Origin of the sequence: Pseudomonas fluorescens, from assembly GCF_900636825.1 — a bacterium.
GTDB classification, from domain to species: domain Bacteria; phylum Pseudomonadota; class Gammaproteobacteria; order Pseudomonadales; family Pseudomonadaceae; genus Aquipseudomonas; species Aquipseudomonas fluorescens_BG.
This window is the reverse complement of the sequence record NZ_LR134318.1, coordinates 5,805,696-5,832,380: the sequence shown is the minus strand read 5'-3', so window position 1 is coordinate 5,832,380 and position 26,685 is coordinate 5,805,696. Positions and strand designations below refer to the sequence as shown.

Sequence of the window (26,685 nt, the reverse complement as noted above, 5' to 3'; positions counted from 1 at the left end):
CCCGGCAACACTGGTCGGCCTGCGGTGTCTGGATCCAGGCTTTTGCGGCACAATTGTCGCCTATTCGCCTCGGTCACTGCTTCGATGAGCTGCAACAGCCAGAAAATCCGCGCCCTGCGTCAGCAAATTCCCTCGTTCGAATGCGTGCCCGGCTGCCATGACTGCTGCGGCCCGGTGACCACCTCACCGGAAGAGATGGCCCGTCTGCCGCGCAAGAGCCGCGCCGAACAGGATGCAGCGCTGGAAGAGCTCAACTGCGTGCACTTGGGGCCGAACGGCTGCACGGTATATGAAGAGCGGCCGCTGATCTGCCGGTTGTTCGGCACGACCAAGACCTTGCCGTGCCCGAACGAGCGACGGCCGGCGGAGTTGATTCATCCGCGGGTTGAAAAGCAGATTTTCGAGTACATGGCGGCGAACCGGCAGGTGTTGATCTAAAAGAACGCAGCCTTCGGCAGCTCCTGTATGGGAATGCATTTCTCTGTAGGAGCTGCCGGAGGCTGCGATCTTTTGATCTTCAAAACCTCAGTCAGGAATCGGCAGGCACAGGCTCTCTTTGACTTCTTCCATGACGATGTAGCTCTTCGATTCGCGCACATGCGGCAGTTTGAGCAGTATGTCGCCGAGCAGTTTGCGGTACGAAGCCATCTCGGAAATCCGCGCCTTCACCAAGTAGTCGAAGTCCCCCGAGACCAAATGACATTCCAGCACATGCGGCAGCTTCAACACTGCACGCCGAAACTCTTCGAACGTGTCGCCGGATTTGTAATCGAGGCTGATCTCGACGAACACCAACAGGCTACCCTTCAAGTGCTGCGGATTAAGCCGGGCGTTGTAGCCCATGATGATCCCCTCGCGCTCCAGACGCCGCACGCGCTCGGTGCACGGCGTGGTCGAGAGGCCGACCTTTTCCCCGAGTTCAGTGAAGGAGATTCGCCCGTCCGCCTGCAGGATGCGCAGGATGTTGCGGTCGATCTTGTCCAGCTCACGTTTGGTCTGGGTGTTGGTACGCATAGGGGATGCGCCTCCGTGAAAAGGGTTTTTGCCGAGAATTGTCGCCAAATATAGGCGCTTATATAGTGAAAAGCACTGGAATTTCTTTTTTACACTGCGCCCATCAGTGCTCGAACAACACAGCTCGGCGAACGGCCGCGATGAGGAATAAGAAAATGCGCGTTATGGTCTTGGGTAGCGGCGTCATCGGTACCGCCAGTGCTTACTATCTGGCCCGTGCCGGGTTTGAAGTGGTGGTGGTCGATCGGCAGCCTGCTGCGGCCATGGAGACCAGTTTCGCCAACGCCGGGCAGGTCTCGCCTGGCTACGCCTCTCCGTGGGCCGCCCCGGGCGTGCCGCTCAAGGCAATCAAGTGGCTGTTGCAACGTCACGCGCCGTTGGCGATCAAGGCAACTGCCGATATCGATCAATATCTGTGGATGGCGCAAATGCTGCGCAACTGCACAGCCAATCGTTACGCGGTGAACAAGGAGCGCATGGTGCGTCTGTCCGAGTACAGCCGCGACTGTCTCGACGAATTGCGTGCCGAAACCGGCATCGCCTACGAAGGCCGCAGCCTCGGCACCACGCAGCTGTTCCGCACCCAGGCGCAACTGGATAACGCCGCCAAAGACATCGCGGTGCTGAAAGAATCCGGCGTACCGTTTGAAGTCCTCGACCGCGCCGGCATCGCCCGCGTCGAACCGGCACTTGCTGGCGTGACCGACATTCTTGCCGGCGCCCTGCGTTTGCCCAACGACCAGACCGGCGACTGCCAGATGTTCACCACCCGCCTCGCCGAAATGGCGCGCAAGCTGGGCGTGGAATTCCGTTTCGGCCAGGACATTCAAAAGCTCGACTATGCCGGTGATCGCATCAATGGGGTGTGGATCGACGGCAAGCTGGAAACCGCCGACCGCTACGTGCTGGCGCTCGGCAGCTACTCGCCGCAATTGCTCAAGCCGCTGGGCATCAAGGCGCCGGTGTATCCGCTCAAGGGCTACTCGCTGACCGTGCCGATCACCAATCCGGACATGGCGCCGACGTCGACCATTCTCGACGAGACCTACAAAGTCGCGATCACTCGGTTCGACAACCGCATTCGCGTCGGCGGCATGGCCGAGATCGCCGGTTTTGATCTGTCGCTCAATCCGCGTCGCCGTGAAACTCTGGAGATGATCGTCAACGACCTTTATCCTCAGGGCGGCAATCTGGCCGAGGCGAGTTTCTGGACCGGTCTGCGTCCGACTACCCCGGACGGCACGCCGATCGTCGGCGCCACGCCGTTCAAGAATTTGTTCCTCAACACCGGTCACGGCACGCTCGGTTGGACCATGGCCTGTGGTTCCGGCCGTCTGCTGGCCGATCTGATGGCCAAGAAGCGACCGCAGATCAGCGCCGAAGGCCTCGATATTTCCCGTTATGGCAACACGACCCAGGAGTCCGCAAAACATGGCAATCCAGCGCCAGCTCACCAATGAGCGCATGAGTCAGATCGTCAGCCACAACGGCACCGTGTATCTGGCCGGGCAGGTCGGCGACGACTTCGACGCCGGAATTGAACAGCAGACTCGCGACGTCCTCGCCAATATCGAACGTTTGCTCGATCTGGCCGGCACCGACAAGCAGCATCTGCTGTCCGCGACGATCTACCTGAACGACATCGAGGCGCACTTTGCCGGAATGAACTCGGTATGGGACCAGTGGCTGCCAAAAGGCGCGGCCCCGGCCCGTGCCACCGTCGAGGCGAAAATGGCCAAGCCGAGCATTCTCGTCGAGATTTGCATCGTCGCTGCGCTGCCGTAACGTTACAAAGATCCCTCTCCCGGCGCTGTTGGCGGTTAATGTCGTCAGTCGGCGCCGGTTTTTCTTCTCCTGACCGCCCAGAAGTTTGCCGCCATGCGTCCTGCCCGTGCCCTGATCGACCTTCAAGCCTTGCGTCACAACTACCGAATTGCCCGCGAAGTCACCGGCGCCAAGGCGCTCGCGGTGATCAAGGCGGACGCCTACGGCCATGGCGCGGTGCGTTGCGCCCAGGCGCTGGAAGCCGAGGCGGATGGCTTCGCTGTGGCGTGCATCGAAGAAGCGCTGGAGCTGCGCGCCGCAGGCATCCGTGCGCCGGTTCTGCTGCTGGAAGGCTTCTTTGAGGCGGATGAACTGGCGCTCATCGTTGAGCATGATTTCTGGTGCGTGGTGCACTCGCTGTGGCAGCTTGAAGCGATCGAGCAGGCGGCATTGAGCAAACCGCTGACGGTGTGGCTCAAGCTCGATTCGGGCATGCACCGCGTTGGCCTGCATCCAAAGGATTTTCAAAGCGCTTACCAGCGTCTGCTGGCCTGCGGCAAAGTGGCGAAAATCGTATTGATGAGCCACTTCGCCCGCGCCGATGAACTGCATGCGCAAAGCAGTGCCGAGCAGGTCGCAGTGTTCGAAGCGGCGCGTCAGGGCCTGGCTGCGCAAATCAGCCTGCGCAACTCGCCGGCGGTGCTCGGCTGGCCAGAGATCAAAAGCGACTGGGTACGCCCGGGCATCATGCTCTACGGCGCGACGCCGTTCGAAGAAGCCAACGCTGTCGCCGAACGCCTGCAACCGGTCCTGACGCTGGAGTCGAAAGTCATCAGCGTGCGTGAACTGCCAGCCGGCGAACCGATTGGCTACGGTGCGAAATTCGTTACCGACAAGCCGATGCGTATCGGCGTAGTCGCCATGGGCTATGCCGACGGTTATCCGCGTCAGGCGCCGACCGGGACGCCAGTGCTGGTGGCCGGCAAACGCAGCCGTCTGCTGGGGCGGGTGTCGATGGATATGCTCTGCATCGACCTGACCGACGTACCGGAAGCCGGACTTGGCTCGTCCGTCGAACTGTGGGGCAAAAACATCCTCGCCAGCGACGTGGCGAAATGGGCCGACACCATCCCGTACCAGATCTTCTGCAACCTGCGCCGGGTGCCAAGGCTCTATTCCGAGGGTTGACGCCGCTGCGGGGGCCAAGTGTTGTAAATACTGAACGCTGTCGCCATGATAACGCTCAATATTCTTACAACATCAGGAGGCTCCCGCCTTGGACGTCGGTGAACGACTGCAATCGATCCGCAAGCTCAAAGGGCTTTCCCAGCGTGAACTCGCCAAACGCGCGGGCGTCACCAACAGCACCATTTCGATGATCGAAAAGAACAGCGTCAGCCCTTCGATCAGTTCACTGAGAAAGGTGCTCGGCGGCATTCCCATGTCGATGGTCGAGTTCTTCTCCGAAGAAATCCTGCAGGAAGTCCCGACCCAGATCGTCTACAAGGCCAATGAGCTGATCGACATTTCTGACGGCGCCGTGACCATGAAACTGGTCGGCCGCGCGCACCCGAGCCGTGCCATCGCTTTCCTCAACGAAATCTACCCACCGGGCGCAGATACCGGCGAAGAAATGCTCACCCATGAAGGCGAGGAAACCGGAATTCTGGTTGAAGGCCGGCTGGAGCTGGTGGTAGGGCTGGAAACTTTTATTCTCGAAGCCGGCGACAGCTACTATTTTGAAAGTACCAAGCCGCATCGTTTCCGGAATCCGTTCGACATGCCTGCGCGACTTATCAGCGCAGCCACGCCGGCGAATTTCTAAATCAAGAGGCGCCAAGCCATTACGGCGAAGGCACCCGAGCTGTTTTACCGATGCGCAACAAGACCCCTCTAAGAATGGGGTTGTTTCAGTGTGGCGGGCTACCCGCTATACTTGCGCCCGCCTGCGAACCGTGGCCGCAGGCGTGAATAGCCACCATTGAGGGTGAACGCGTGAACCTAATTATGAAAATGCTGGCTGCACCAGCAACCGTACTGGCCCTCTGGGCTGTCAGCGCTCAAGCTGCGACGAACGACGACATTGCCAAACGCCTTGAGCCTGTCGGTCAGGTGTGTGTTCAGGGGCAGGAATGCAAAGGGATGGAAGTGGCCGCAACTGCTGGCGGCGGTGGTGGTGCGAAAACCCCGGATGAAGTGATTGCCAAACATTGCAACGCTTGCCACGGCAGCGGCTTGTTGGGTGCACCGAAAATCGGTGACGCAGCCGCCTGGAAAGAACGGGCGGATCATCAAGGCGGTCTCGACGGCATTCTCGCCAAGGCCATCACTGGCATCAACGCCATGCCGCCAAAAGGCACCTGCGCCGATTGCTCGGATGAAGAGCTGAAGGGCGCTATCCAGAAAATGTCCGGTTTGAAATAAGCCGCACTTCTGACGAAAAAAACCGTCTTCGGACGGTTTTTTTGTGCCTGCGATTCAACAGCCCCTCACCCCAGCCCTCTCCCGGAGGGAGAGGGGGCCGACCGTAATGTCTTTCGCTCTCCGTCGACCTGAAAGACCTTAGCGATTATGGATTCAGCGCATCACTTGCACGTCGGCGTATCTTCACAGCAACCCCCATTCAGTCCTCTCTACCTCTGGGAGAGGGCTAGGGTGAGGGCATGCGATCTTCAGCCATAAAGCTCCCATGCCGACGATCGTCCGGGACTTTCGGCTGTCCTTTGCAGCAAACTCAAGGCAATCTCGGTCTACCCCTATCAACGGAACGGGCGGGAGGCTTCAGATGGTGCAGTTGTGTTCGATCGAACAAGCGGTGGATGACGTTCTGGCGCGGTTGCCGGTGCATATCCACATGGGCCTGCCGCTGGGTCTGGGCAAGCCGAATCATTTCGTCAACGCCCTGTACCGGCGCATCAAGGACTTGCCCGAGCGGCAACTGACGATCTACACCGCGCTGTGTCTTGGCCGGCCGAATCTGGGCGATGGTTTGCAGAAGCGCTTCATCGAACCTTTCGTCGAACGCGTATTTGGGGACTACCCGGAGTTCGACTTCCTCGCCGACCTGCAGCGTGACAGTCTGCCCACCAACATTCGCATTCAACAGTTCTTCATGCAGCCCGGCAGCCTGCTCAACAGCGCACCGGCGCAGCAGGATTACGTCAGCAGCAACTACAGCCACGCCGCCCGCGATATCAACGCGGCCGGCCTGAATCTCGTGGCGCAATTGCTCGCCAGCAGCAGCGACCATCCGGATCGCCTGAGCCTGAGCTGCAATCCGGATATCACCCTTGACCTGTTGCCGATGATCGCCAAGCGGCGTGAAGCAGGCGAGACCATTGTGCTGGTCGGCCAGGTGCACACGGATTTGCCTTACATGCCCGGCGACGCCGAGGTCGATATCGACACCTTTGATCTGCTGATCGACGCGAAAGACAGCAGCACGCTGTTTTCCACGCCGAACATGCCGGTGGGATTTCAGGATCATTTTATTGGTTTGCATGCCAGCACCCTCGTACGCGACGGCGGCACGTTGCAGATCGGCATCGGTTCGATGGGCGATGCGCTGACCGCCGCGTTGCTGGCGCGTCAGGCCGATAACGTCGGGTATCAGGCGTTGCTCGATGACATCAATCTCAGCCAATGGGCGCAGTTGATCCAGCGCGAGGGCGGCACCGCGCCATTCGCCAAAGGCCTGTACGGCTGCAGCGAAATGTTCGTCAACGGTCTGCTGGTGCTGGCGGATGCCGGAATCATTCGGCGCAAGGTTTACCCGGATATACCGACGCAGGAGCAGGCCAACGCCGGCACCCTCGACGAGGCCGCGCAGCCTGACGGCATCTGCGTTCATGGCGGCTTCTTCCTTGGCCCGCGCAGTTTCTATGAACGTCTGCGTGAGCTGCCGCAAAGCAAGCTGCTTGAATTCAACATGACCCGCATCAGCTACATCAACGAGCTGTACGGCCAGGAAGAGCTCAAGCGCTTGCAGCGCATCGATGCGCGCTTCATCAACACCGTGTTCACCATGACTCTGCTTGGCGCGGGTGTGGCCGATCAACTGGCGGACGGGCGCGTGCTTAGCGGAGTAGGTGGGCAGTACAACTTTGTCGCCCAGGGCCATGCGCTGGAAGGCGCGCGATCCATGCTGATCCTGCGCAGCTGGCGCGAGTCCGGCGGCGAGGTCAATTCCAATATTGTCTGGGATTATGGCCACTGCACGATCCCACGGCATCTGCGCGACATCGTCGTCACCGAGTACGGCATCGCTGACCTGCGCGGTAAGTCCGACGCGGCGGTGATCGAAGCGCTGCTTAACATCAGCGATTCGCGCTTTCAGCCGGGGTTGATCGAACAGGCGCAGAAAGTCGGCAAGCTGCCGAAGGATTTCCGCCTCGACCCGCGCTTCGCCGACAACACACCGCAACGTTTGCAAGCGATTGCCGCACGGCATCCGAACCTGTTTCCGGAGTATCCGCTGGGTTGTGACTTCACCGCGATCGAAAGGGATTTACTGCGGGCGCTGAACTGGCTGAAAAGCAAATTCAAACTCACCGAAATCCTCGAACTCGGCAAAGCAGCCCTCGACGCCCCCGAGCCATCGCTGTATCCCGAACATCTCGAACGTATGCAGCTAACGGCTCCGGAAGGCCTGAAAGAAGACCTGTTCCAGCGCCTGCTGCTCACAGGCCTCAAAGCCACCGCGCAATAACCGCACAACCCACCACTGTAGGAGCTGCGGCACGCTGCGATCTTTTGATGTTGATCTTTCAGCAGGTCAAAAGATCGCAGCCTCGTTTCACTCGTCAGCTCCTACAGGGGAGTGGCGAGGTCGCGTTATTCGATGAAGGTGACGACCGAGCAGCGACGCCGCGCAATAGCCCTGTAGGAGCTGCGGCACGCTGCGATCTTTTGATCTTGATCTTGCAGCAGATCGAAAAAATCGCAGCCTCGTTTCACTCGACAGCTCCTACAGGGGAGTGGCGAGGTCGCGTTATTCGATGAAGGTGACGACCGAGCAGCGACGCCGCGCAATAGCCCTGTAGGAGCTGCGGCACGCTGCGATCTTTTGATCTTGATCTTGCAGCAGATCGAAAAAATCGCAGCCTCGTTTCACTCGACAGCTCCTACAGGGGAGTGGCGGGGTTGTGTTATTCGATGAAGGTGACGACCGAGCAGCGACGCCGCGCAATAGCCCTGTAGGAGCTGCGGCACGCTGCGATCTTTTGATCTTGATCTTTCAGCAGGTCAAAAGATCGCAGCCTCGTTTCACTCGACAGCTCCTACAGGGGAGCGGCGGGGTTGTGTTATTCGATGAAGGTGACGACGCCATCTTTCAGCGATTGCACCCGAGCCAGCGATTCGACGCGATAGCCCTGCGAGTCCAGTTCGGCGCGGCCACCCTGGAACGACTTCTCGATGACGATGCCGAGACCGGCCACGGTCGCGCCGGCCTGTTTGATGATCGAGATCAGCGCCTGCGAAGCCTTACCGTTGGCCAGGAAGTCGTCGATGATCAGCACGCGGTCGCTGCTGGTCAGGTGGCGCGGGGAAATCGCCACAGTGCTTTCGGTCTTCTTGGTGAACGAGTAGACGGTCGCCGACAGCAGGTTTTCAGTCAGGGTCAGGGACTGTTGCTTGCGGGCGAAGATCACCGGCACGCCGAGGTTCAGACCGGTCATGATCGCCGGGGCGATGCCCGAGGCTTCGATGGTGACGATCTTGGTGATTCCCGAGTCCTTGAACAGCGCGGCGAATTCGTCGCCGATCAGCTTCATCAGGGCCGGGTCGATCTGGTGGTTCAGAAAGGCGTCGACTTTCAGGACCTGATCGGAAAGCACGATGCCTTCTTCGCGGATTTTTTTGTGCAGTGCTTCCACAACAGCTTCCTCTGTTGGCGCATGGGGCGCCGAAGGTAGATTAAAAAGTAGTCGATTCTAGCGCTTTAACATCGCGCGTATATCGGCCAATGCGCTATTACCACGCACGGCTTTGACTTCGGTCGGGGTGTCGTCGTTGCCTTCCCAGGCCAGATCGTCCGGCGGCAATTCATCAAGAAAGCGGCTTGGCGCGCAGTCGATGATCTCGCCGTACTGCTTGCGCTTGGCGGCGAACGTGAACGCCAGCGTCTGCCGAGCGCGGGTGATACCCACGTAGGCCAGGCGACGTTCTTCTTCGATGGTGTCGGCTTCGATGCTGGAACGGTGCGGGAGGATTTCTTCTTCCATGCCCATGATGAACACGTAGGGGAATTCCAGACCCTTGGATGCATGCAGCGTCATCATTTGCACGCCTTCGGCACCGTCTTCTTCTTCCTGCTGGCGCTCGAGCATGTCGCGCAGCACCAGTTTGCCGATGGCATCCTCGACGGTCATTTCGCCTTCTTCGTCCTTCTCGAGGGTGTTTTTCAACGCCTCGATCAGAAACCAGACGTTGCCCATTCGGTAGTCGGCGGCCTTGTCGCTGGAGCTGTTGGTGCGCAGCCAGTTCTCGTAGTCGATGTCCATGACCATGCTGCGCAGCGCCGAAATCGGATCTTCGCCGGCGCACTGCTCGCGAACCTTGTCCATGAAACGCTTGAAGCGAGCCAGACGATCGGTGAAACGGCTGTCGAGATGTTCGCCCAGACCAATTTCGTCAGTGGCGGCGTACATCGAAATCTTGCGTTCGGTGGCGTAGTTGCCGAGTTTTTCCAGGGTCGTCGAGCCGATCTCGCGGCGCGGCACGTTGATGACGCGCAGGAAGGCGTTGTCGTCATCCGGATTGACGATCAGGCGGAAGTAGGCCATCAGGTCCTTTACTTCCTGGCGACCGAAGAAGCTGTTGCCGCCGCTCAGGCGATACGGCACCTGATGGTGCTGCAGCTTCAATTCGATCAGTTTGGCCTGATAGTTACCGCGATAGAGAATCGCAAAGTCGCTGTACGGGCGGTCGGTGCGCAAGTGCAGGCTGAGGATTTCCATGGCCACGCGCTCGGCTTCGGCGTCCTCGTTGCGGCAGCGGATCACGCGGATCTCGTCGCCGTGGCCCATTTCACTCCACAGCTGCTTTTCGAATTCGTGCGGGTTGTTCGAGATGAGCACGTTGGCGCAGCGCAGGATGCGGCTGGTGGAGCGGTAGTTCTGCTCGAGCATCACCACTTTCAGCGACGGGTAGTCGTCCTTGAGCAGCATCAGGTTTTCCGGCCGCGCGCCACGCCAGGCGTAGATGGACTGGTCGTCGTCGCCGACCACGGTGAACTGGTTGCGCTTGCCGATGAGCATTTTCACCAGCAGGTATTGGCTGGCGTTGGTGTCCTGGTATTCGTCGACCAGCAGGTAGCGAACCTTGTTCTGCCATTTTTCGAGGATATCGGCATGTTCCTCGAAGAGTTTGACCGGCAGCAGGATCAGGTCGTCGAAGTCCACCGCGTTGAACGCCTTGAGCGTGCGCTGATAGTGGGTGTAGACGATGGCGGCGGTCTGTTCCTTGGGATTGCGCGCGTTTTCCAGGGCCTGGGGCGGCAGGATCAGATCGTTTTTCCAGGCACCGATCATGTTCTTGATCTCGTCGACGCCATCGTCGCCTGCGTATTCCTTCTGCATGATGTCGGTCATCAGGGCTTTGACGTCGGTCTCGTCAAAGATCGAGAAACCGGGTTTGTAGCCCAGCCGCGCGTGTTCCTTGCGGATGATGTTCAAGCCCAGGTTGTGGAAGGTGCAGACCGTCAGGCCGCGACCTTCGCCGGCCCGCAGCAGGGTACCGACCCGCTCTTTCATCTCGCGCGCGGCCTTGTTGGTGAAGGTCATGGCGACGATATATTGGGCGCGGATGCCGCAGTTCTGGATCAGGTGCGCAATCTTGCGCGTGATCACACTGGTCTTGCCGGAGCCAGCACCGGCGAGCACCAATAGAGGGCCGCCGACGTAGTTCACGGCTTCTTGCTGCCGGGGATTGAGTCGGGACATACGAAAATTCGGGAGTCGATAACGAAATGGGCCGGCATTTTAACAGGCTCAGCGAATTGTGCTGCTCTGTCCGACTTGTGACGTACCACGCGATTCAAATTTGCCGGTTTTGTTACTTTCACGCAGGATGCGCGGGGATTTTGCGGCTAATGTTCTCATTCGTGACACAAAATAACGTTTTGCTAACCGGTCATTTGGTCATTGGTCGTCGCAACGGCATAATGCCCCCGCCCACATCATTGCAGAGTCTAGGGAGCTAGCTTGTCTACGCCTGTCGAACCCTTGCGTTTGCTGCTACTGGCCGAAGAGCCAGCGTGGACAGCGTTATTGCGCGAGTGTCTGGCTCCGATGGGGAGCACGGCGGTGCTGATCAGCGCGCCGAATTGGGAGTCAGTCTGCCGTTTGTTCGAAGACAACCGGCACGCGGTGCTGTTGACCATTCCAGCGTTGCAACCGGCACCCGGCCGCTGCAGCCTGCCGACGGTATTGTTGCTTGAACACGAACCGGCCCATGCACCCGATGGTGTCAGCGACTGGCTGGTATTCGACGCCCTCGATGCCGGCATGTTGCGTCGTTGCCTGCGCCACGTGCGCGAACGAGGGGTGCTTGAAAATACCCTGCAACGCCTCGCCGAACAGGATCCGTTGACCGGCATTGCCAATCGCCAGGGCTTCCAGACCTTGCTGGCCGCGCGTCTTGCTGAAGGCGACGGTCGCGGCCTGGCTCTGGGGCATCTCGATCTCGACAATTTCCGCCATGCCAATGACGCCCTCGGCCATCAAGCGGGAGACCGGCTGATTCTGCAGGTCGTCGCCCGGCTGAAAAGTCAGCTGGAGGCTGGCGATCAACTGGCGCGCCTGGGCAGTGACGAGTTCGCTCTGTTGATCGATACTCGCCGCGCGCCGCAACGCGCCGAGTGGATGGCCGAACGAATTACCGAAGCCTTGGCCGAACCGTATTGGGTCGATGGCGAAAGCCTGTTGATCGGCTCCAGTCTCGGCATCGCCCATGCCCGCGCCAACGGCGGCGCCGACCCGCTGATGTGGCACGCGCACATCGCCATGCAGCAGGCTAAAAGCACCCAGGGCTGCACCTTTCACATTTTCAACGAACGCATCAACCGCAACGCGCGCAGCATGGCTGACCTTGAAAGCGAGCTGCGCCGGGCCCTGCGCCGCGATGAACTGGAATTGCATTACCAGCCACGCCTCAACCTTGAGGATGGCCAGATCGTCGGCCTCGAAGCGCTGGTGCGCTGGCGCCATGGCGAACGCGGTCTGCTGCCACCGAGCGAATTTGTGCCACTGGCCGAACAAAGCGGGTTGATCGTGCCGTTGGGTTATTGGGTGATTTCCCGGGCGCTGCGCGACATGCAGGCGCTGCGCGAGCAAGGTCTGCCGGCGCTGCACATGGCGATCAACCTGTCGTTCCGCCAGTTTCAGGACAGTCAGTTATTGCCGACGCTCAGCCGTTTGATCGTCGAACGTGGCGTCGAGGCGCAGTGGCTGGAGTTCGAATTGACCGAAACCGCCGTGATGCGCCGCAGCGATCTGGTCAAACAGACCATGGACGCCCTCGGTCGCCTCGGCGTGCGCTTCTCGCTGGACGATTTCGGCACGGGGTTCTCGTCGTTCGTGCACCTCAATAGCCTGCCGATCACCTTGCTGAAGATCGACAAGAGCTTCGTTGGCGGCATGGAGCAGCGCGAAGAAAACCGCAAACTGGTGCACGCGATGATCAACCTCGCGCACAACCTGCACCTGGAAGTGGTGGCCGAAGGCGTCGAAACGCCGGAGCAGCTGGAATTGCTGCGCGGATTTGGTTGCGATCAGGTGCAGGGTTATCTGATCAGCCGGCCGTTGCCATTGGCTGAACTGGTGGATTACCTGACTTTTGGCGCCAGCCAGCAGACTTCTGTGGAAGCCGTTTAAAAGATCGCAGCCTGCGGCAGCTCCAACAAGGACCTGTAGGAGCTGCCGCAGGCTGCGATCTTCTGATCCTAATCCGCCGCAACCGCTTGATAATCTTCTGCCGCAGGCTCCCGCCGAATCATCCGCTTCATCTTCCATTCAAACGCCAGCGTCAAACTCACCGCCGCGCACGCCAACCCCAGCGCCAGACCCCACCAGACGCCCGTCGGTCCCCAGCTCAAGTGGAACGCCATCCACCAAGCTGCTGGCGCACCGATCAGCCAATAACAGGCGAGCCCGACCAGAAATGTTGTCTTGGCATCCTTGAGCCCGCGAATGCAGCCCATGGCGATGGTCTGCGTGCCATCGAACAATTCGAACCACGCCGCCACGGCCAGCAGGCTCACCGCCAAGCGAATCACCTCGGCAAATGCCGGATCATTGTGATCAAGGAACAACCCCACCAACTGGTTCGGCAGCAACCAGAACACCATGGCAAAGCCCAGCATCACCACCGCGCCAAAGACGATGCCGACCCGCCCGGACATCCGCGCATCCAGCAACTGCCCGGCGCCGTAATGCTGGCCGACGCGCATAGTGATCGCGTACGACATGCCCGCCGGCACCATGAATGCCACCGAGACAATCTGCAGGGCGATCTGGTGTGCGCCCAACTGCGTGCTGCCCATGGTGCCCATGCACAGCGCGGCGAATGCGAACAGGCCGACTTCCACAGCGTACGTGCCGCCAATCGGCAGGCCAAGGCGCCAGAGCTCCTTGAGGTATTGCCGATTTGGTCGCGACAGCCCGGCACGCAATGGGTAGGCGTCATAGGCCGAATGCCGGCGGATGTGCCAGGCCAGCGCCAGGGCCATGCAGTTGGCGACAATAGCGGTGACCATACCGATGCCGGTCAGACCCATTTTCGGCAGCCCGAACATTCCGGCGATCAACGCGTAATTGAGCAGGAAATTAGCCACGGTGCCGGCCAGGCTGATGACCATCACCGGGGTCGCCCGGCCAATTGCACTGGTGAAGCCGCGCAAGGCCATGAAACTCAAATAGCCGGGGAGCGCGAAGGGCAGGGCAACCAGAAACTGCCCGGCAGCGTTGACGTTGGTTTCGGTCTGACCGAATAGCAACAGCACCGGTTTCAGATTCCACAGCAGCAATCCGGCGACCAGCGCCATCAGCCACGCCAGCCACAAACCGGCCTGGGTCAACCGTGCCGCGCCGAGGATGTCGCCGGCACCTTTGCGTATCGCCACCAGCGTACCGACCGCCGCGATCACGCCGATGCAGAAAATCGACACGAACGAATACGTCGCCGCGCCGAGACCGCCGCCCGCCAGCGCCTCGGGGCTGAGGCGGGCCATCATCAGGGTATCGGTCAGCACCATCAGCATGTGCGCCAACTGCGAAGCGATCAGCGGCCCCGCCAGCCGCAGGATGGCCCAGAGTTCGGTACGCACAGGATGTTGCATGGTCATCACCAGTCGATTTTGGAGGGAACAGCAGACCGTCGATTCTCGGCGCTTGGCAGGCTTTGCACAAAGGGATAAAAAGGATGGGTTGCATGACTGAAACTCATCCTGAAACACCATCGCCAGATTGGCTGCATCCCGCTGTTGGAGCTTTGTGTATGTCCCGACGCCTTCCGCCGTTGTATGCCCTGCGCGCATTCGAAGCGGCGGCGCGCCACAGTTCTTTCACCCGCGCCGCTGAGGAGCTGTCGATCACCCAAAGCGCGGTCAGTCGGCACATGCGCACTCTTGAGGAACATTTCGCCTGCCGGCTGTTTCATCGCAGCGGGCGCAATCTGCAACTCACCGAGTCGGCGCGCCTGCTGTTACCCGGTGTTCGCGAGGGCTTTGCCGCCCTCGAGCGCGCCTGCAATACCCTGCGTGCCGAAGACGACATCCTGCGCATGAAAGCGCCATCGACCCTGACCATGCGCTGGCTGCTGGCGCGCTTGAGTCGCTTCCGCCAATTGCAGCCGGGCAATGAGGTGCAACTGACCAGCGCGTGGATGGACGTCGATTCGGTTGACTTCAACAACGAGCCGTTCGATTGCGCGGTGCTGCTCAGTGACGGGCACTTTCCGCCGGACTGGGAAGCGAGCCTGTTGTTTCCTGAAGAACTGATCCCGGTCGGCGCGCCCAACCTGCTCAATGATCAGCCTTGGGATGTGGCACGACTGGCGACTGCCGAGTTGTTGCATCCGACTCCGGATCGACGCGACTGGCGCAGTTGGCTGGAACGCATGGGCCTGTCCGAGCAGGTCTCGCTCAAGGGCGGCCAGGTGTTCGACACGCTGGAGCTGGGCATGATCGCGGCGGCGCGCGGTTACGGCGTGTCGATGGGCGATTTGTTGATGGTCGCCGAAGATGTTGCGCAAGGACGCTTGAGTCTGCCGTGGCCAACAGCGGTGGCCAGCGGACTGAATTATTACTTGGTGTGGCCGAAAACGCGTGCCGGAGGTGAACGTTTGCGCCGTCTCAGCGACTTCCTGCAGGGCGAGGTCCGCGCCATGCAACTGCCGACGGTCGCGCGCTTGAGCTGAAACGTTCGAGCCGGCACAATGCCATTACTGCGCCATACCCACGTAAACCGCTCAAGTATTCGGTTTTCCCGCCGACTACGAGCAAGTGGAACCGTCGTGCCGGTTCCGCGCTGCACCCCATTATTAGAATATTTTCCGGGCAATTACCGCGATCAAGGAAGATTCGGTGGCTCGGCCAGGAGCTGTTCATGTCTCAACCTCGTGCTCGGATCGCTTCGCAGCTGGGCCTTGCCCTTGCTGTGATACTGGCGATTGTTATCAGCGGTAGTTCGGTGTTCGCCCTACGTTCACTGGATACCGCCAACCTCGCCACCCGTGAAGAACATCTGGCCAGTGAGGCGCGGCTGCTGGCCGACCAACTGAGCACTTTTCACAGCACGCTGCGCGAAAGCACCCTGCGTTTGAGCGGGCTGTTCGAAAAACGCTTCGGCAGCGGCTTGAGCGTGCATCCGGATGAGCCAGTGACCGTGGCCGGCGTACAGACTCCGGGCCTGCACCTGGGCAACGTGGTGCTGAACAACAACTTCAAGGAAGTTGACGAGTTCAAGCAGATGACCGCCGGCGTGGCCACGGTGTTCGTGCGCAGCGGCGAAGATTTCATTCGCGTCAGCACCAACGTCAGCAAGCAGGACGGCACCCGTGCCATCGGCACCGTGCTCGATCACGCCAACCCGGCGTATGCGAAGTTGATGGCGGGACAGAGCTATGTTGGCCGCTCGCTGTTGTTCGAACGTTACTACATGTCGCAGTACACCCCGGTGCGCGACGCGGGGGGCAAGATCATTGCGGTGTTGTACGTCGGCTTCGATTACACCGATGCGCAAAACGCACAGTTCGCCAACCTCAAACGCTTCCGCATCGGCAAAACCGGCTCGCTGGCGTTGCTCGACGAGCAGAACAAATGGCTGGTGCCGGTTGCCGGCGTAGAAGCCTTGGATCAAGCCGTCCCGACCATCAACAATCTGGTGAAAACCCCAGGCAAGGGTGAGTTCTGGAGCGACAAGGGCGAAGATTTCTACAGCGTCGCCGTGCCGTTCGAAGATGGCCCGTGGTCGGTGGTGGCGAGCATGCCAAAGGCCGAGATTCGCGCGGTGACCTGGAGCGTAGGTACCCAACTGGCGATCGGCAGTCTGCTGGCGATGTTGCTGGCCGTCGGCTCTGTGGTCTGGCTGCTGCGCAGCAAACTCGCGCCGCTGGGCGATCTGGTGCGTCAGGCCGAAGCCTTGGGTGCTGGTGACCTGAGCGTGCGTCTGAACGTGTCGAGCCACGACGAGATCGGTCAGCTGTCCCGTGCGTTCAACCAGATGAGTCAGGCGCTGTCGACTATGGTCGAGCACATCCGCCGCGCCTCGGAAGAGGTCAACAGCCGTGCGCAGGCACTGTCCGGTTTGTCCGGCGGCGCGTACGAAGGAATGGAGCAGCAGTCTGGCGAAATCACCAGCATGGCCGGTGCCGTTGAAGAGTTCAGTGCGACGTCGCTGAACATCGCCGACAACATGGGCGCGACCCAGCGTCTGGCCCAGGAAAACGCCCAGCAAACCCAGATCGGCCGCAGTTCCATGGAAGAAGCGTCGTCGTCGCTGGAGCAGATCGCCGGTGCGCTGAACAGCACCGCCACGGTGATCAACACTCTCGGCCAGCGTTCGCAGGAAATCGGCGGCATCGTCGGTGTGATCACCTCGATTGCCGAGCAGACCAACCTGTTGGCGCTAAACGCCGCGATCGAAGCGGCGCGTGCCGGTGAGCAAGGTCGCGGGTTTGCCGTGGTGGCCGATGAAGTGCGCAGCCTCGCCTCGCGTACCCGTCAGGCGACCGATGAAATTTCCAGCATGATCCACAGCATCCAGCAGGAAACCGGCAACGCCATCAGCACCATGGAGCAGGGCAATGTGTTGATGCAGGAAGGTTTGTCGCGTAACGCCAATGTCGCCACGGCGCTGGCGCGGATCGATGAGCAGAGCCGTTCGGCGGGCCAGCAGTTTGCCGCGATCACCACCGCGACTCAGGAACAAAGCAGCACGGCGACCTTGCTGAGCAGCAATCTGCAAAGCATTGCCTTGGCCAACAGCGAGCAGCGCGAAGTGGTCTCGAACCTCGCGGTCACCGCCAAAGAGCTGGAAAAACTCGCCGCAGACCTGCGCTCCGAGGTCGACCGCTTCCGTTAACCCCGCAGCGCCCCTGTAGGAGCTGACGAGTAAAACGAGGCTGCGATCCTTTGATCTTCAAAAGCAGCTCAAAAGATCGCAGCGTGCCGCGGCTCCTGCACGGTGTCAGTTACATTTGGCGCTGCTGGACACTTCCTTGCTCGCCAGCTTCAACTGCTTGGCCAGTTCGGCCGCGTTGGTGCTCGCGTAAACCCGGCCACCGGTGTTTTTCGCGATGCACTGCGACGGTCCGCCCGCGCCAATGTTCACCACGTTGACGCGCAAGCGTGGTTGCTCTTGGGCAATACGTCGCGATACCGCGCAAACATCCTTCTGACAACCGTCCTCGCCGTCGACGAACATCACGATCACCGCATCGTTGTTGCGTCCGTCCACGGTGCTCGCCGCTTTAGCCAGGCTGTCGGCCAACGGTGTGCCTTGGTTGGGCACCAGGCCGCGGATACCGTTGATCAGGCGCTGCCTGTCGGCAAACTTGAACACCCCTTGGTCTGGCGTGCTTTCGCAACCCTCAAAGGTGATGAGGCGCGTGTCGATCTTCGGGTCGAGCGCGTTGATCATCCCGGCCAGCGAGTCCTGCGCGACGTTCATGCGGCTCGGTTTCTCGAAGATCTGCAAGGTGCGGTTCGGGTCGGTGTACTTGTTGAGGTTATTGCCGAAAAACCAGTCTTCATCGGCTTTCACCGCTTTGATGTTCAGCTCCATCGACCCGGAGGTATCGAGCACCACGACAAATTGCGGGACCACCGCATCCGGTGCTTTTTTCCGACAGGCGAAGTTGTCCAGGGTCGGTGGCGGCGGAGCGACGACCACCGGTTTCGGCGGCGGCACAGGTTTCGGTTCGGGTATCGGCGCCGGCTCCGGCTCGGGTAAAGGTTCCGGCACAGGCTCCGGTTCGACGACGGGTTCGGGCAGCGGTTCGACCGGCTGCTCAACTGGCGCCACGATCGGTGCGGCAGGGGGCACTGCGACGACGGCAGGCTCACGGTGCAGAAACCACCACAACCACAGCGCCAGCAACAACAGCAACAGTAGCGCCAGCAACGCGGCTAGCCACCAGCCGCGGCGCGAAGGTGCCACCACTGGCGCCAGCGGTACGACCGGCGGCACGACCGGCCTTGGCGGGCGCTGGTTCCAGCGCACCACCAGTGGCTCGCCGTTGAGGCTGTAGAGTTTGTCCAGTTCAGGGCTGCCGAGCAGACTGCGCAGATCATCCGCGACATCCGGCTGACCGCGTTTTTGCAATTCATTCGCCAACTGTTCGAGGGAGGTCTGGCGCACCTCATAGGTTTGCAGCAAGCGTCGCTGCGCGTCCTCATTGAGCTCGGCATACGGCGTGGGCTGGCCACCCAGTTCGGTCCACCATTCCAGCACCTCGCCACTGCCCAGCCGTGGGATAGCGAACAGACTCGCGGTTGTCGGTGGAAAGTGTTTCTGAATGAGGGCGACTTTGGCCTGCAGCGCACTCATCCCCTCCGGTGTGGCGTGCGCATCCCTGATGACCCGCTGCATGACGACGATTCCTGAAAAAGCTGCAGGCCTGCGACGGCAGGCCTGCGGGGTGAAAAGTTACTCTTCGTAACCGAGACTGAACTGCAACTGATTGACCTTCTTTTGCAGGGTTTTGAGCTGCTCCTGCTTGGCCGCCAGCGTTGCCGGTGACACCTTGGCAGTTGGCGCAACCTGCGAGGCCTTGAGCTGTTGCTCCAGGTCGCTGATCTGCTTCTGCACCTGGCCTTCGTTGCCACGGCGGCCCTTGAGTGAGGTCAGCAGCTTGCCCAGCGACTGATTCAGCTCAGCCTGGGATTTCTGCTGGCTGGCCAGATCGGTGCGGGTGCTCAGTTGTTGGGCCTGGATGTTCTCGTAGACCTGGCGGAACATCGCGTTCTGCTGGCGAGCCTCGGTCAGCGCCAGCTCCTTCTGCTTGACCTGATCGCTGTAGCCACCGGTGTAGTCACAGTTCATTTTGGTCAACATGCTGCTGTCGCGATTGGTTGCGTCGCACTCGCCCGGCTTGGTGGCGCATCCGCTCAGCGCCAGAACGGCGGTCACAACCGCCAGCTGTTTCAGCGTCATGTGCTTAACCCAAAGTGATCGCGGAGCGCTGGCTGTAAAGACCGTCGACTTCCTTCTGCAGGGCGGCGACTTTCTCGTTCATTTTCAGGATGTTCATGTCGACCTGTTTCATCTCGGCGTTGGCGCCCTGAGCACGTTCGGCGTCAGCCACTTTGGTGTACTCGGTGACCTTGGTGCGCATGTTGCCGAGGTCTTTGCGCAGACGCGCGATGTTCTGATCGATCTCGGCGATTTGCGCCTGGGCCTTGGTCTTGTCGACTTTCTTATTGGCGATGTCTTTCTTGATCTGCGCGATGCGCGCCTGATCGTCGTTGATCACTTGTTGCGCGGTCGCGGTGCGGGTAACCACGTTTTGCGTGTCTTGTTCGACTTCGCTGTTCATTTTTGCCAGACGGGTGGTGGTGTCGGAGTATTCGCTGCGACGCTGATCCAGATAGTAGTTGGCACCCATCGCCACGCCACACGCGGTGATACCGGCGGCGATGGCGCAAACAGCCTTGTTGCTGCTGTTGGACAACGCGCAACCGAGAATGCCGACGCCGGCGCCAACGGCACAGGCCTGATAACCGGACTTGCTGAAGAACTGCGCGTCGCTGCCCTGGGTCAGGCGTGGGTCGGCACCGTCGCTGCCACCGAGCATCGAGCTGCCAGTGTTGGCGCAACCGGTCAGCAGCAGGCTACCGGTGAGTACGAAAGCGATTTGTAGCTTGAAGCGAGTCCAGAGGCTGCGCGACATGGTGAAACTCCTTGATGACAGTGTTGTGGTGCGTTGTTATTGGGATACGGTTTTGCAGCTGTTCAGCCAGGCATCGGTGTCGATCTTCTGTTTTTGCAGAAAGGTCTTCTGATTCGCCCAATGCGTGCGCAAGTACGGCTTGAGGTCCTGCAGTTGTTTGTTGCGGGTGATGATTTCTTCCATCACCGGAACCTGTGCCTCCAGCAGCGGCTGGCCATACAACGTCGCCGACTCCACCAGGCTGCTGGCGTAGTAACGGCTGAGTTTGTGCAGGCGATCCTTCTGCTCGTCGAGCTTGCCCTTGCGCATGTCGCAACTGGCGTCCTTGTCGGCGGACTCGCAGTTGAGCTTGTAGTTTTTCTGCAGGAAGTCCACGTACTGGCCGTCATCGAGCATTTTGGTGCAGAGGAACGCGCCGAGATTGAGGCTGGCGCGAATCGCTTGATCGCGGGTTTCTTCCTGCTGCTGATTGCTCGCGCGCAACTGGTTTTCCAACGCCTGAAGTTTTTCCTTGAGGGCTTTGTCTTCCACGCCCGACGCCAACGTGTTCAAGGACTGCACTGTGCCTTTATCGGCCGATTCGGTTTCCTTGCTGCCAGTGCCGAGTTTCTTCCAGCTGCTTTCGATGCTGGCGACGCGTTCACGCGAAGTCAGGGTTGGCGAAACCATGACCAGACGCAGGCCGGTGGTCTTGTTTTTCACCTGGCCGTCGGCGTTGTAGTACGGCTGTTCCTTGCGCAGCCCGGTGCGCAGGTCGGCCTGCGCAGTCAGGTAATTGCCGCCGCGCACTACGTAGCCGCCGGCCTGGCCGTGCTGGCGGTCGAGTTTGTTCAGGCGGAACGGCTCGAACATCATTTCATCGACGTTGCCGAGCATGTCGTGCAGGCCCAGCGGATTGGGTTTCTGCAAACCGCTCAGTTGCAGTTTGCCGTTGGACGATTGCGCCCCGGCGAACCACTCATAGGCGTTGATGCCGTCCGGCATCGGATAGTGCGTGTCGCGAAACTCCGCCGCGCCGACTTCCAGACCGCCACGGGCGGCGAACTCCCACTCGACCTCTGTTGGCAGGCGCAGAAAGCCTAGCGCGCCGTCTTCTTTCGGCAGCTTGTCGGCAGCATTCTTGCGCAGCCACAGGTTGTACTTGTCGGCGGCATCAATGGCTTGCACCCAGCTCACGGCGACTTGCGGCAGGCGCATTTTGGTCGCAGCGGTAGGACAGGTTTCTTCGGTCAGCGCGGCGTATTGCAGCTGACTCATCTCGTACTTGGCCATCAGGTAGTAACGGGATTTATCGCTCTTGCCGCCGGTAAAACTGCCGGCGATGAAGGTCGGTCGCGTCTGCTCGACATAACCGTATTCAGCGCCGTCCTGGCCTATGTTGATCGGGTAGTCATCGAGCGGACCGGCGACCGGGATGAACACCTTGCGAAATACCATCGAACCTTCGCAAGGCATTGGCATGACCACGTCGCTGGCCTCGGGCATCGGGTTGTAATACTTCTCTTCCCAGCCCGCCGCCGAGGCGTCGAGCAGGTAGCCCAGGCTCAGGGGCAACAGCAAGCCAAAATGTTTATAGCTCACGCAGACTCTCCGCAGGTTGGATGCTGATGGCTCGCATCGCGCCGATCATGGCGACGAGCGAAGCGACCAGAAAGGTCAGGAGCAGGGCGGCGAGGCCGTGCCAGAAAGTGATGTGGCAAACGAAGGTGCCGGTCGCCTGGCTGCTGCCGAGCAAGTAATCGAACAAGTGGCTGCCGACGGCATAAAACCCCAACCCGCCGAGATAGCCGGTGAGGCTCAGCAGCAGCGCCTGGGTAATCACGAAACCGCCGACAGCCGCGCGGTTGAAACCCAGCAGGCGCAGCACCGCGAGGCTTTTGCGCTTGCGGTCGATGTTGGCCAGGAAGGCCCCGACCATCGACGCTACGCAGCCGATCAGCGCCGCCAGGGCAATTACGCCGAAAATCAGACCGAGGACATGGTTGATGGCTTTGACGTTGTCGATGTCGGCCAGTCGGCTCGATGTTTCGATGTGCTGTTCGTTGAGCCAGCGCTCCAGCGGCGCAACCTGATCGATATCCCGCGCATATACGCGCGCACGGGCGTACAGCGGTTGCAGATCGCCTTGCGGCTTGCCGGTATCAAGGCCGAATGCGCTGACCTGGTAGCCGTCGCGAAAGCGCTCGAGTTCCAGCAGCAGCGGTGGCGCGACAAACCCGGCGGCGCGGCCGAAACGTGCGCCGTCGAGCACGGCGAGGACGCTCAAAGTGATTTCACCGCGTTCGTTGACGCCTTCGAGTCGGCGTAACGCGCGCAGTTGCACACGGTCGCCGACCTTGGCCTGCAAGCGTTGTGCGGCGCGGGCGCTGAGGATCACTTGATTGCCGACCGGGTTGAGTTGCGGCAGGTTCAGTTGTGGATCGCCGGGTTCGGTGGCAATGATCTCCGCGCCTTCGACGAACCGCTGCATGCCCATCAGCAAATCGGCTTGAGTGTTGAGCGAGCGGGTCTGGCCGAGGGCGAATCCGGTTTCCGGGCGCTGGCGCAGGCGCTCGATCCAGGCGCTGTCGTAGTTGCCGTTGCTGAGCATCTTCACTTCCAGATTGCGCGGATCGCGCAGCAGCTCGTCCTGCAACTGGCTGACCACGCCGTGCTTGAGCCCGAACAACAGCAGCAACGGCGCAATCACCGCCACCAGCGAGGCGGCGATGCACAGCGACACCTTGCGGTCGTGCCAGAGGTCTTGCAGGGCCAGCGTGATCAGCAGGCGCAGGCGCTCAGTCCATCGGTTCAAACAGTGTTTCTCCCTGACGGCTGATGGCGCCGAGCCGTGGCAAACCGAAATCCTTGAGCAACGCCCAGTCATGTGAGACCACCAAGGCACTCAGCCCCATATTCGAGACCAGGCTCAGCAACAATTCGAACAAGCGTCGGGCGCTGTGCGGATCGAGAGCGGCGGTGGGTTCGTCGGCCAACAGCAACAACGGTTCATGGGCAATGGCGCGCACACAGGCGACGCGCTGACGCTCACCGATCGACAGGGCCTGGGGTTTTTTACCGAGCAGATCCTGCAGGCGCAGCACCTCAATCGCCTGATCGATGTGCGCGCTATGCGCGGACATGCCGAGCAAGCGGCGCGGCAGGCTGATGTTGTCGCGCACACTCAAAAACGGCAGCAAGCCGCCGCTTTGCAAAATGAAACCTAAATCCCGCGAACGCACCGCGGCCAGCGCCGGTTGGTCATCGCTCGCGAGCAGGCGGGCGATGTCTTGCGCCGTTTGCGTTGACGCGGGCGCTGGGCCGAGGCGAAAGCGCTCGAGTTCGACCGGCGCCAGCAACAGGCCGATGGCTTCGAGCAGCGTGCTTTTGCCACTGCCGCTTTCGCCGGTAATGGCGAGGATTTCTCCGCCGCCAATCCGCAATTGCGGCAGACGCACGTGATGCGCCAATGCGCCCTCACCGCGGCGCACCAGCAGGTTTTTGATCTCGAGCATCAGCGTCTCGTCAGGGCATCATTTCCAGAGGCACGGGGTAAACGTTGTCGCGCGCATCGCTATCCTTGGCCAGTGCCACCCAACGGTCGACGTCAGCGTTGTAGCGCTGGTAGTGGCGCAGTTTGGTGTTCAGCGTGCGAATGAATTTCTCTTGGGCCAGGCCGTCCCAGCTCTTCCAGGTCTCCTCGTCGAGGTTCAACACTTCGCTCTGGTAGGGCAGGTCTTCGAGGTATTCGCCGAGCACACCCATGTCGGCGAGTTTGGCGTTGCTGTTCTGTTTGAGCTGGTTGGGATCGGCGCCCATGGTCGCGGCGACCGAGCGCAGGCGATCAAACATTTCCGTCGGCGAAATCAGGCCTTCGTTGGCCGCGTCGAGGATCTGTTTCATCACATCGCTCAGATCGCTGAGCTGGGATTTGGTCAGCAGCACACGTACATCGGTGGTCGGAATGTTCTGCTTGATCAGATCGCGGTCGGTGATCCAGGCCTTGAACACTGGCGGCGCCTTGCTGTTGGTCTTTTCGCCCAGATACGCCAGTTGCATGGCGTGGCCAATCAGGGCCGCGTCATCGAGCATTTTCTTCTCGGCAGGATCCTGCTTGGCGTTGACGGCGCTGCCGATGGCATCTTCACCCATGTACGCGGCTTTGACCTGTGAGGTGATGGCGGTAGCCAGAGTGTCGACCTTGCGGCCGAACTCCTGGATATCGCCGGCATTCACCGGGTAGTACAGCGAGGTAGTGGTGCCTGGATAAGTCGACAGGTTCTGGTATTGCGCCTCGGCCTTGGCGTGGTCTTTGATGCCCGCCGGTGTTTTCAGGTGCAGGGTATAAATCGCCACGCCTGGGTTGGCCGCTTCAAGGCGAACCTGCGCAGCGCTCAAACCGGTTTTCGACAGCTTGTCATCGCCTTCGATGGCGCCGGCATCGGTGATCAGCACCACGTAACGCGCGCCGAACTGGCTCCAGTCGACCGTGTCGATGCTATGCATCACGCCGGCGTAGGCATCTTCGTCGAAACTGCTGCTGGAAACCTTGGCTTGCTTGAGGTCGGCGACCTTGGCAAGGAAGTCCGCGCTGTCCTTGACCTTGGTCGGGTCGGCGTACATTTTCGTGGTGTATTCCAGACCCGGCACCGCATCGGTGCTGGAACGGAAAGCCACCAGCCCGAACTTGACCTGCTTGCCAAGGTTCTGCGATTCGATCTGCTGATAGACCTTGCGGATCGCCTCACGGGTGCGGTCGATGTAAGGGTCCATGGAAATCGTCGAATCGATCACAAAGACTACCGCCGCACTAAATTCCTTCAGTTGGCTGGTGGCCTTGTCTTCAGCTTCCTTGCCGCCGGATACGCCGCCAGCAGCGGCACCTTTGGCGTCTTTTGCCTCGGTTTTGCTGACCGATGCGACATTGAGCAGGCGCGTGCGGAAACCGGCTTCGGTCATGACTTCTTCGCCGCTGAGCACCGGCAACAGATAGAACTGCTTTTGCAGGTCGACGAAATATTCAGGTTCTTCGGCCAGCACGCCGGGGGCCTGTTGGCCTTTCTTCAGCGTGGCCCGCAGCGGTGCGACTTTGCTCACCGGGTCCGGCGCATCGAGGATGCCTTCGACCGTTGCGCGCTCTTTGAAAAACAGCAGTCGATCGCGGTTGGCCGGGTTGGTGAAGGCCAGGGTCAGTTGCATCTTCCAGTCGGTGGTGCAACTGGCCGGTAGCCAGCCAATGGTCTTGCCGTAACTGTCGGGGCCGACTTTCAGCCACTCGGCGTTGCTCGCCTGCGCGCGTTCGTAGACATAGAAACGGCTGAACACCGGTTGTTCTTCACCGGCCGCGCCGCCCGCGCTCGGGCTGATCTTGCAGCCCGGCGTAGTCAGCACGCGTTGGAACAAGGTTTTTTTGCCTTCCTGGATCAGCGGTTTGGCATCGGCGAGCGTCACCGGGCTGATGCACAGTGCGAGCAATGCGGCGCTGCTGAGCAGGAAACGATTCACGGACGCACGCATCACTTCTGCAACTCCTCGAAACGCTGCTTGGCTTCGGCGTTGTTCGGGTCCTGGGTCAGGATCGTTTCGTACCAGTAAGCGGCGGTGGCGTTATCCGCTGTCGGGAAACAATCGCTGGCCTTGAGGTATTTCGGATCGTACTCATGGGCATAGGCGTTGGCGATCAACGCATCCCCGGCCTGAGCGCGGTTGGCGTACAGGCGTTGGGCGACACCGCAGTGTTTGCCGGCCTTGGCCTGATTGATGATCTCCAGCAGCTTGGCACTGTCCGGCGCCGCTTTGATGCAAGTCTGCACGAACGTCAGCTCAGGCAGGCTGTTCATGCTTTCCAGCGTGCAGGCCGCGGCATCGGCACCGGCCGCTGGCGTCGCGGCCACAGCAGGAGCGGTCGGTTCCGGGGCGCGCTTCAGCCACCAGAACGCGGCGGCCGCCGCCAATAGCAGCAGCACCACGATGATCAGGCCGATCAAGCCTTTGTTGCTCTTCTTCACTGGTGCCGGTGGCGGGGTGTAGACGGGCTCAGCGGTGATCGGCTCAGGTTCGACGGGGGCCTCGATTTCAGGCAGTACCAGCTCCGGCAACTCGGGAATCTCCGGCTCCGCAGCGCTTGGCGTGCTCAGCTGCGCGGCGCCGTAAGTGGAGCGTGTTTCCCCGCCGGCCGTTGACGGCAGCAGCCCGACCCCCGGACGCACGACCCCGACGTCGCTTTGCCCAGGACCCTGTTCGCGCAGTTCAATGCGAAATTGTGAATTGGCGCCGCCTTCCAGCAACGGGTCGACGACATCCGCGCCGACCTGAGCTTCGAGCGCTTCACCGTTGGCGGCGAGGTCGAAACGCGAGACCTGAAACCAGCACGGATTATTGCTCCAGACTTGTCCTTCCTGGAGGTAGAAACTGTCCTGGTTACGCTGGATGGAAAACTCCAGCTGCTCCTGCGCCCCTTGCCATTTCTTTACGGTAAGGCAGGCGCGGCCAGGGACATTGGGCTCTAACGCGAGCAGGTCGACACGAATTGGCATT

General features: G+C 60.6%; 22 protein-coding genes. 10 read left to right on the top strand and 12 right to left on the bottom strand.

Annotated elements, in window-relative coordinates; genetic code table 11:
* Positions 1-84 precede the first annotated feature (84 nt).
* Positions 85-438 carry a YkgJ family cysteine cluster protein gene (locus EL257_RS26730; protein WP_126367655.1) on the top strand — a complete coding sequence of 118 codons (354 nt, stop codon included), beginning with the start codon at positions 85-87 and terminating at the stop codon, positions 436-438.
* Positions 439-525: 87 nt separating this feature from the next.
* On the opposite strand, the gene EL257_RS26725 is transcribed toward EL257_RS26730, so the two are convergent.
* On the bottom strand, positions 526-1,014 hold the full coding sequence (locus tag EL257_RS26725) for an Lrp/AsnC ligand binding domain-containing protein (RefSeq protein WP_010465173.1): 489 nt from the start codon (positions 1,012-1,014) through the stop codon (positions 526-528).
* A gap of 155 nt (positions 1,015-1,169) precedes the next feature.
* Between EL257_RS26725 and dadA the strand changes: the two genes are divergently transcribed.
* The 6 genes from dadA to EL257_RS26695 all read left to right on the top strand — a co-directional run bounded on the left by dadA (position 1,170) and on the right by EL257_RS26695 (position 7,486).
* A complete protein-coding gene (dadA, locus tag EL257_RS26720) occupies positions 1,170-2,474 on the top strand; it encodes a D-amino acid dehydrogenase (protein ID WP_126367653.1) in 1,305 nt (434 codons plus the stop codon).
* A complete protein-coding gene (locus EL257_RS26715; RefSeq protein WP_126367651.1) occupies positions 2,446-2,799 on the top strand; it encodes a RidA family protein in 354 nt (117 codons plus the stop codon). Before dadA ends, EL257_RS26715 begins: the two co-directional genes overlap by 29 nt.
* A gap of 93 nt (positions 2,800-2,892) precedes the next feature.
* Positions 2,893-3,966 (top strand): alanine racemase, encoded by a 1,074-nt coding sequence (alr, locus tag EL257_RS26710; RefSeq protein ID WP_126367649.1) that lies wholly within the window; start codon positions 2,893-2,895, stop codon positions 3,964-3,966.
* Positions 3,967-4,054: 88 nt separating this feature from the next.
* On the top strand, positions 4,055-4,603 hold the full coding sequence (locus tag EL257_RS26705) for a cupin domain-containing protein (RefSeq protein WP_126367647.1): 549 nt from the start codon (positions 4,055-4,057) through the stop codon (positions 4,601-4,603).
* Between the two features lie 182 nt (positions 4,604-4,785).
* On the top strand, positions 4,786-5,202 hold the full coding sequence (locus EL257_RS26700) for a c-type cytochrome (protein ID WP_126368273.1): 417 nt from the start codon (positions 4,786-4,788) through the stop codon (positions 5,200-5,202).
* Between the two features lie 361 nt (positions 5,203-5,563).
* Positions 5,564-7,486 (top strand): acetyl-CoA hydrolase/transferase C-terminal domain-containing protein, encoded by a 1,923-nt coding sequence (locus EL257_RS26695; RefSeq protein ID WP_126367645.1) that lies wholly within the window; start codon positions 5,564-5,566, stop codon positions 7,484-7,486.
* Positions 7,487-8,081: 595 nt separating this feature from the next.
* Here the strand turns inward: EL257_RS26695 and EL257_RS26690 are convergent.
* Together EL257_RS26690 and rep are read right to left on the bottom strand one after the other, a co-directional pair.
* The gene (locus EL257_RS26690; RefSeq protein ID WP_016772573.1) at positions 8,082-8,654 is read right to left on the bottom strand and encodes a xanthine phosphoribosyltransferase; all 573 of its coding nucleotides are present in this window, start codon (positions 8,652-8,654) and stop codon (positions 8,082-8,084) included.
* Between the two features lie 57 nt (positions 8,655-8,711).
* Positions 8,712-10,721, bottom strand: coding sequence for a DNA helicase Rep (gene rep, locus EL257_RS26685; protein WP_126367643.1), 2,010 nt, complete (start codon positions 10,719-10,721; stop codon positions 8,712-8,714).
* 261 nt (positions 10,722-10,982) lie between these two features.
* Here rep and EL257_RS26680 point away from each other — a divergent pair, with 261 nt between their 5' ends.
* On the top strand, positions 10,983-12,653 hold the full coding sequence (locus EL257_RS26680; RefSeq protein WP_126367641.1) for a putative bifunctional diguanylate cyclase/phosphodiesterase: 1,671 nt from the start codon (positions 10,983-10,985) through the stop codon (positions 12,651-12,653).
* A gap of 68 nt (positions 12,654-12,721) precedes the next feature.
* Here the strand turns inward: EL257_RS26680 and EL257_RS26675 are convergent, their stop codons facing one another.
* Positions 12,722-14,116, bottom strand: coding sequence for a NorM family multidrug efflux MATE transporter (locus EL257_RS26675; RefSeq protein WP_126367639.1), 1,395 nt, complete (start codon positions 14,114-14,116; stop codon positions 12,722-12,724).
* Between the two features lie 158 nt (positions 14,117-14,274).
* Between EL257_RS26675 and EL257_RS26670 the strand changes: the two genes are divergently transcribed.
* Together EL257_RS26670 and EL257_RS26665 are read left to right on the top strand one after the other, a co-directional pair.
* Positions 14,275-15,195 (top strand): LysR substrate-binding domain-containing protein, encoded by a 921-nt coding sequence (locus EL257_RS26670; RefSeq protein WP_126367637.1) that lies wholly within the window; start codon positions 14,275-14,277, stop codon positions 15,193-15,195.
* 188 nt (positions 15,196-15,383) lie between these two features.
* Positions 15,384-17,360, top strand: coding sequence for a methyl-accepting chemotaxis protein (locus tag EL257_RS26665; protein ID WP_126367635.1), 1,977 nt, complete (start codon positions 15,384-15,386; stop codon positions 17,358-17,360).
* Between the two features lie 105 nt (positions 17,361-17,465).
* On the opposite strand, the gene EL257_RS26660 is transcribed toward EL257_RS26665, so the two are convergent.
* The 8 genes from EL257_RS26660 to EL257_RS26625 are packed head-to-tail and all read right to left on the bottom strand — an operon-like array spanning position 17,466 to position 26,684.
* Positions 17,466-18,869, bottom strand: coding sequence for a VWA domain-containing protein (locus EL257_RS26660; protein ID WP_126367634.1), 1,404 nt, complete (start codon positions 18,867-18,869; stop codon positions 17,466-17,468).
* 57 nt (positions 18,870-18,926) lie between these two features.
* Entirely contained in the window at positions 18,927-19,433 is a 507-nt protein-coding gene (locus tag EL257_RS26655) for a hypothetical protein (RefSeq protein ID WP_126367632.1), read from the bottom strand.
* A 4-nt stretch (positions 19,434-19,437) separates the two neighbouring features.
* Positions 19,438-20,169 (bottom strand): hypothetical protein, encoded by a 732-nt coding sequence (locus tag EL257_RS26650; RefSeq protein ID WP_126367630.1) that lies wholly within the window; start codon positions 20,167-20,169, stop codon positions 19,438-19,440.
* 36 nt (positions 20,170-20,205) lie between these two features.
* Positions 20,206-21,750, bottom strand: coding sequence for an SUMF1/EgtB/PvdO family nonheme iron enzyme (locus EL257_RS26645; protein WP_126367628.1), 1,545 nt, complete (start codon positions 21,748-21,750; stop codon positions 20,206-20,208).
* Positions 21,740-22,963, bottom strand: a complete 1,224-nt coding sequence (locus EL257_RS26640; RefSeq protein WP_126367626.1) for an ABC transporter permease — start codon at positions 22,961-22,963, stop codon at positions 21,740-21,742. Before EL257_RS26640 ends, EL257_RS26645 begins: the two co-directional genes overlap by 11 nt.
* A complete protein-coding gene (locus tag EL257_RS26635; protein ID WP_126367624.1) occupies positions 22,947-23,663 on the bottom strand; it encodes an ABC transporter ATP-binding protein in 717 nt (238 codons plus the stop codon). The genes EL257_RS26640 and EL257_RS26635 overlap by 17 nt, the downstream gene beginning before the upstream one ends.
* Positions 23,664-23,673: 10 nt before the next feature.
* Entirely contained in the window at positions 23,674-25,665 is a 1,992-nt protein-coding gene (locus EL257_RS26630) for a vWA domain-containing protein (RefSeq protein WP_172604525.1), read from the bottom strand.
* Positions 25,665-26,684 carry a hypothetical protein gene (locus tag EL257_RS26625; protein WP_126367622.1) on the bottom strand — a complete coding sequence of 340 codons (1,020 nt, stop codon included), beginning with the start codon at positions 26,682-26,684 and terminating at the stop codon, positions 25,665-25,667. The genes EL257_RS26630 and EL257_RS26625 overlap by 1 nt, the downstream gene beginning before the upstream one ends.
* Position 26,685: the final 1 nt, after the last annotated feature.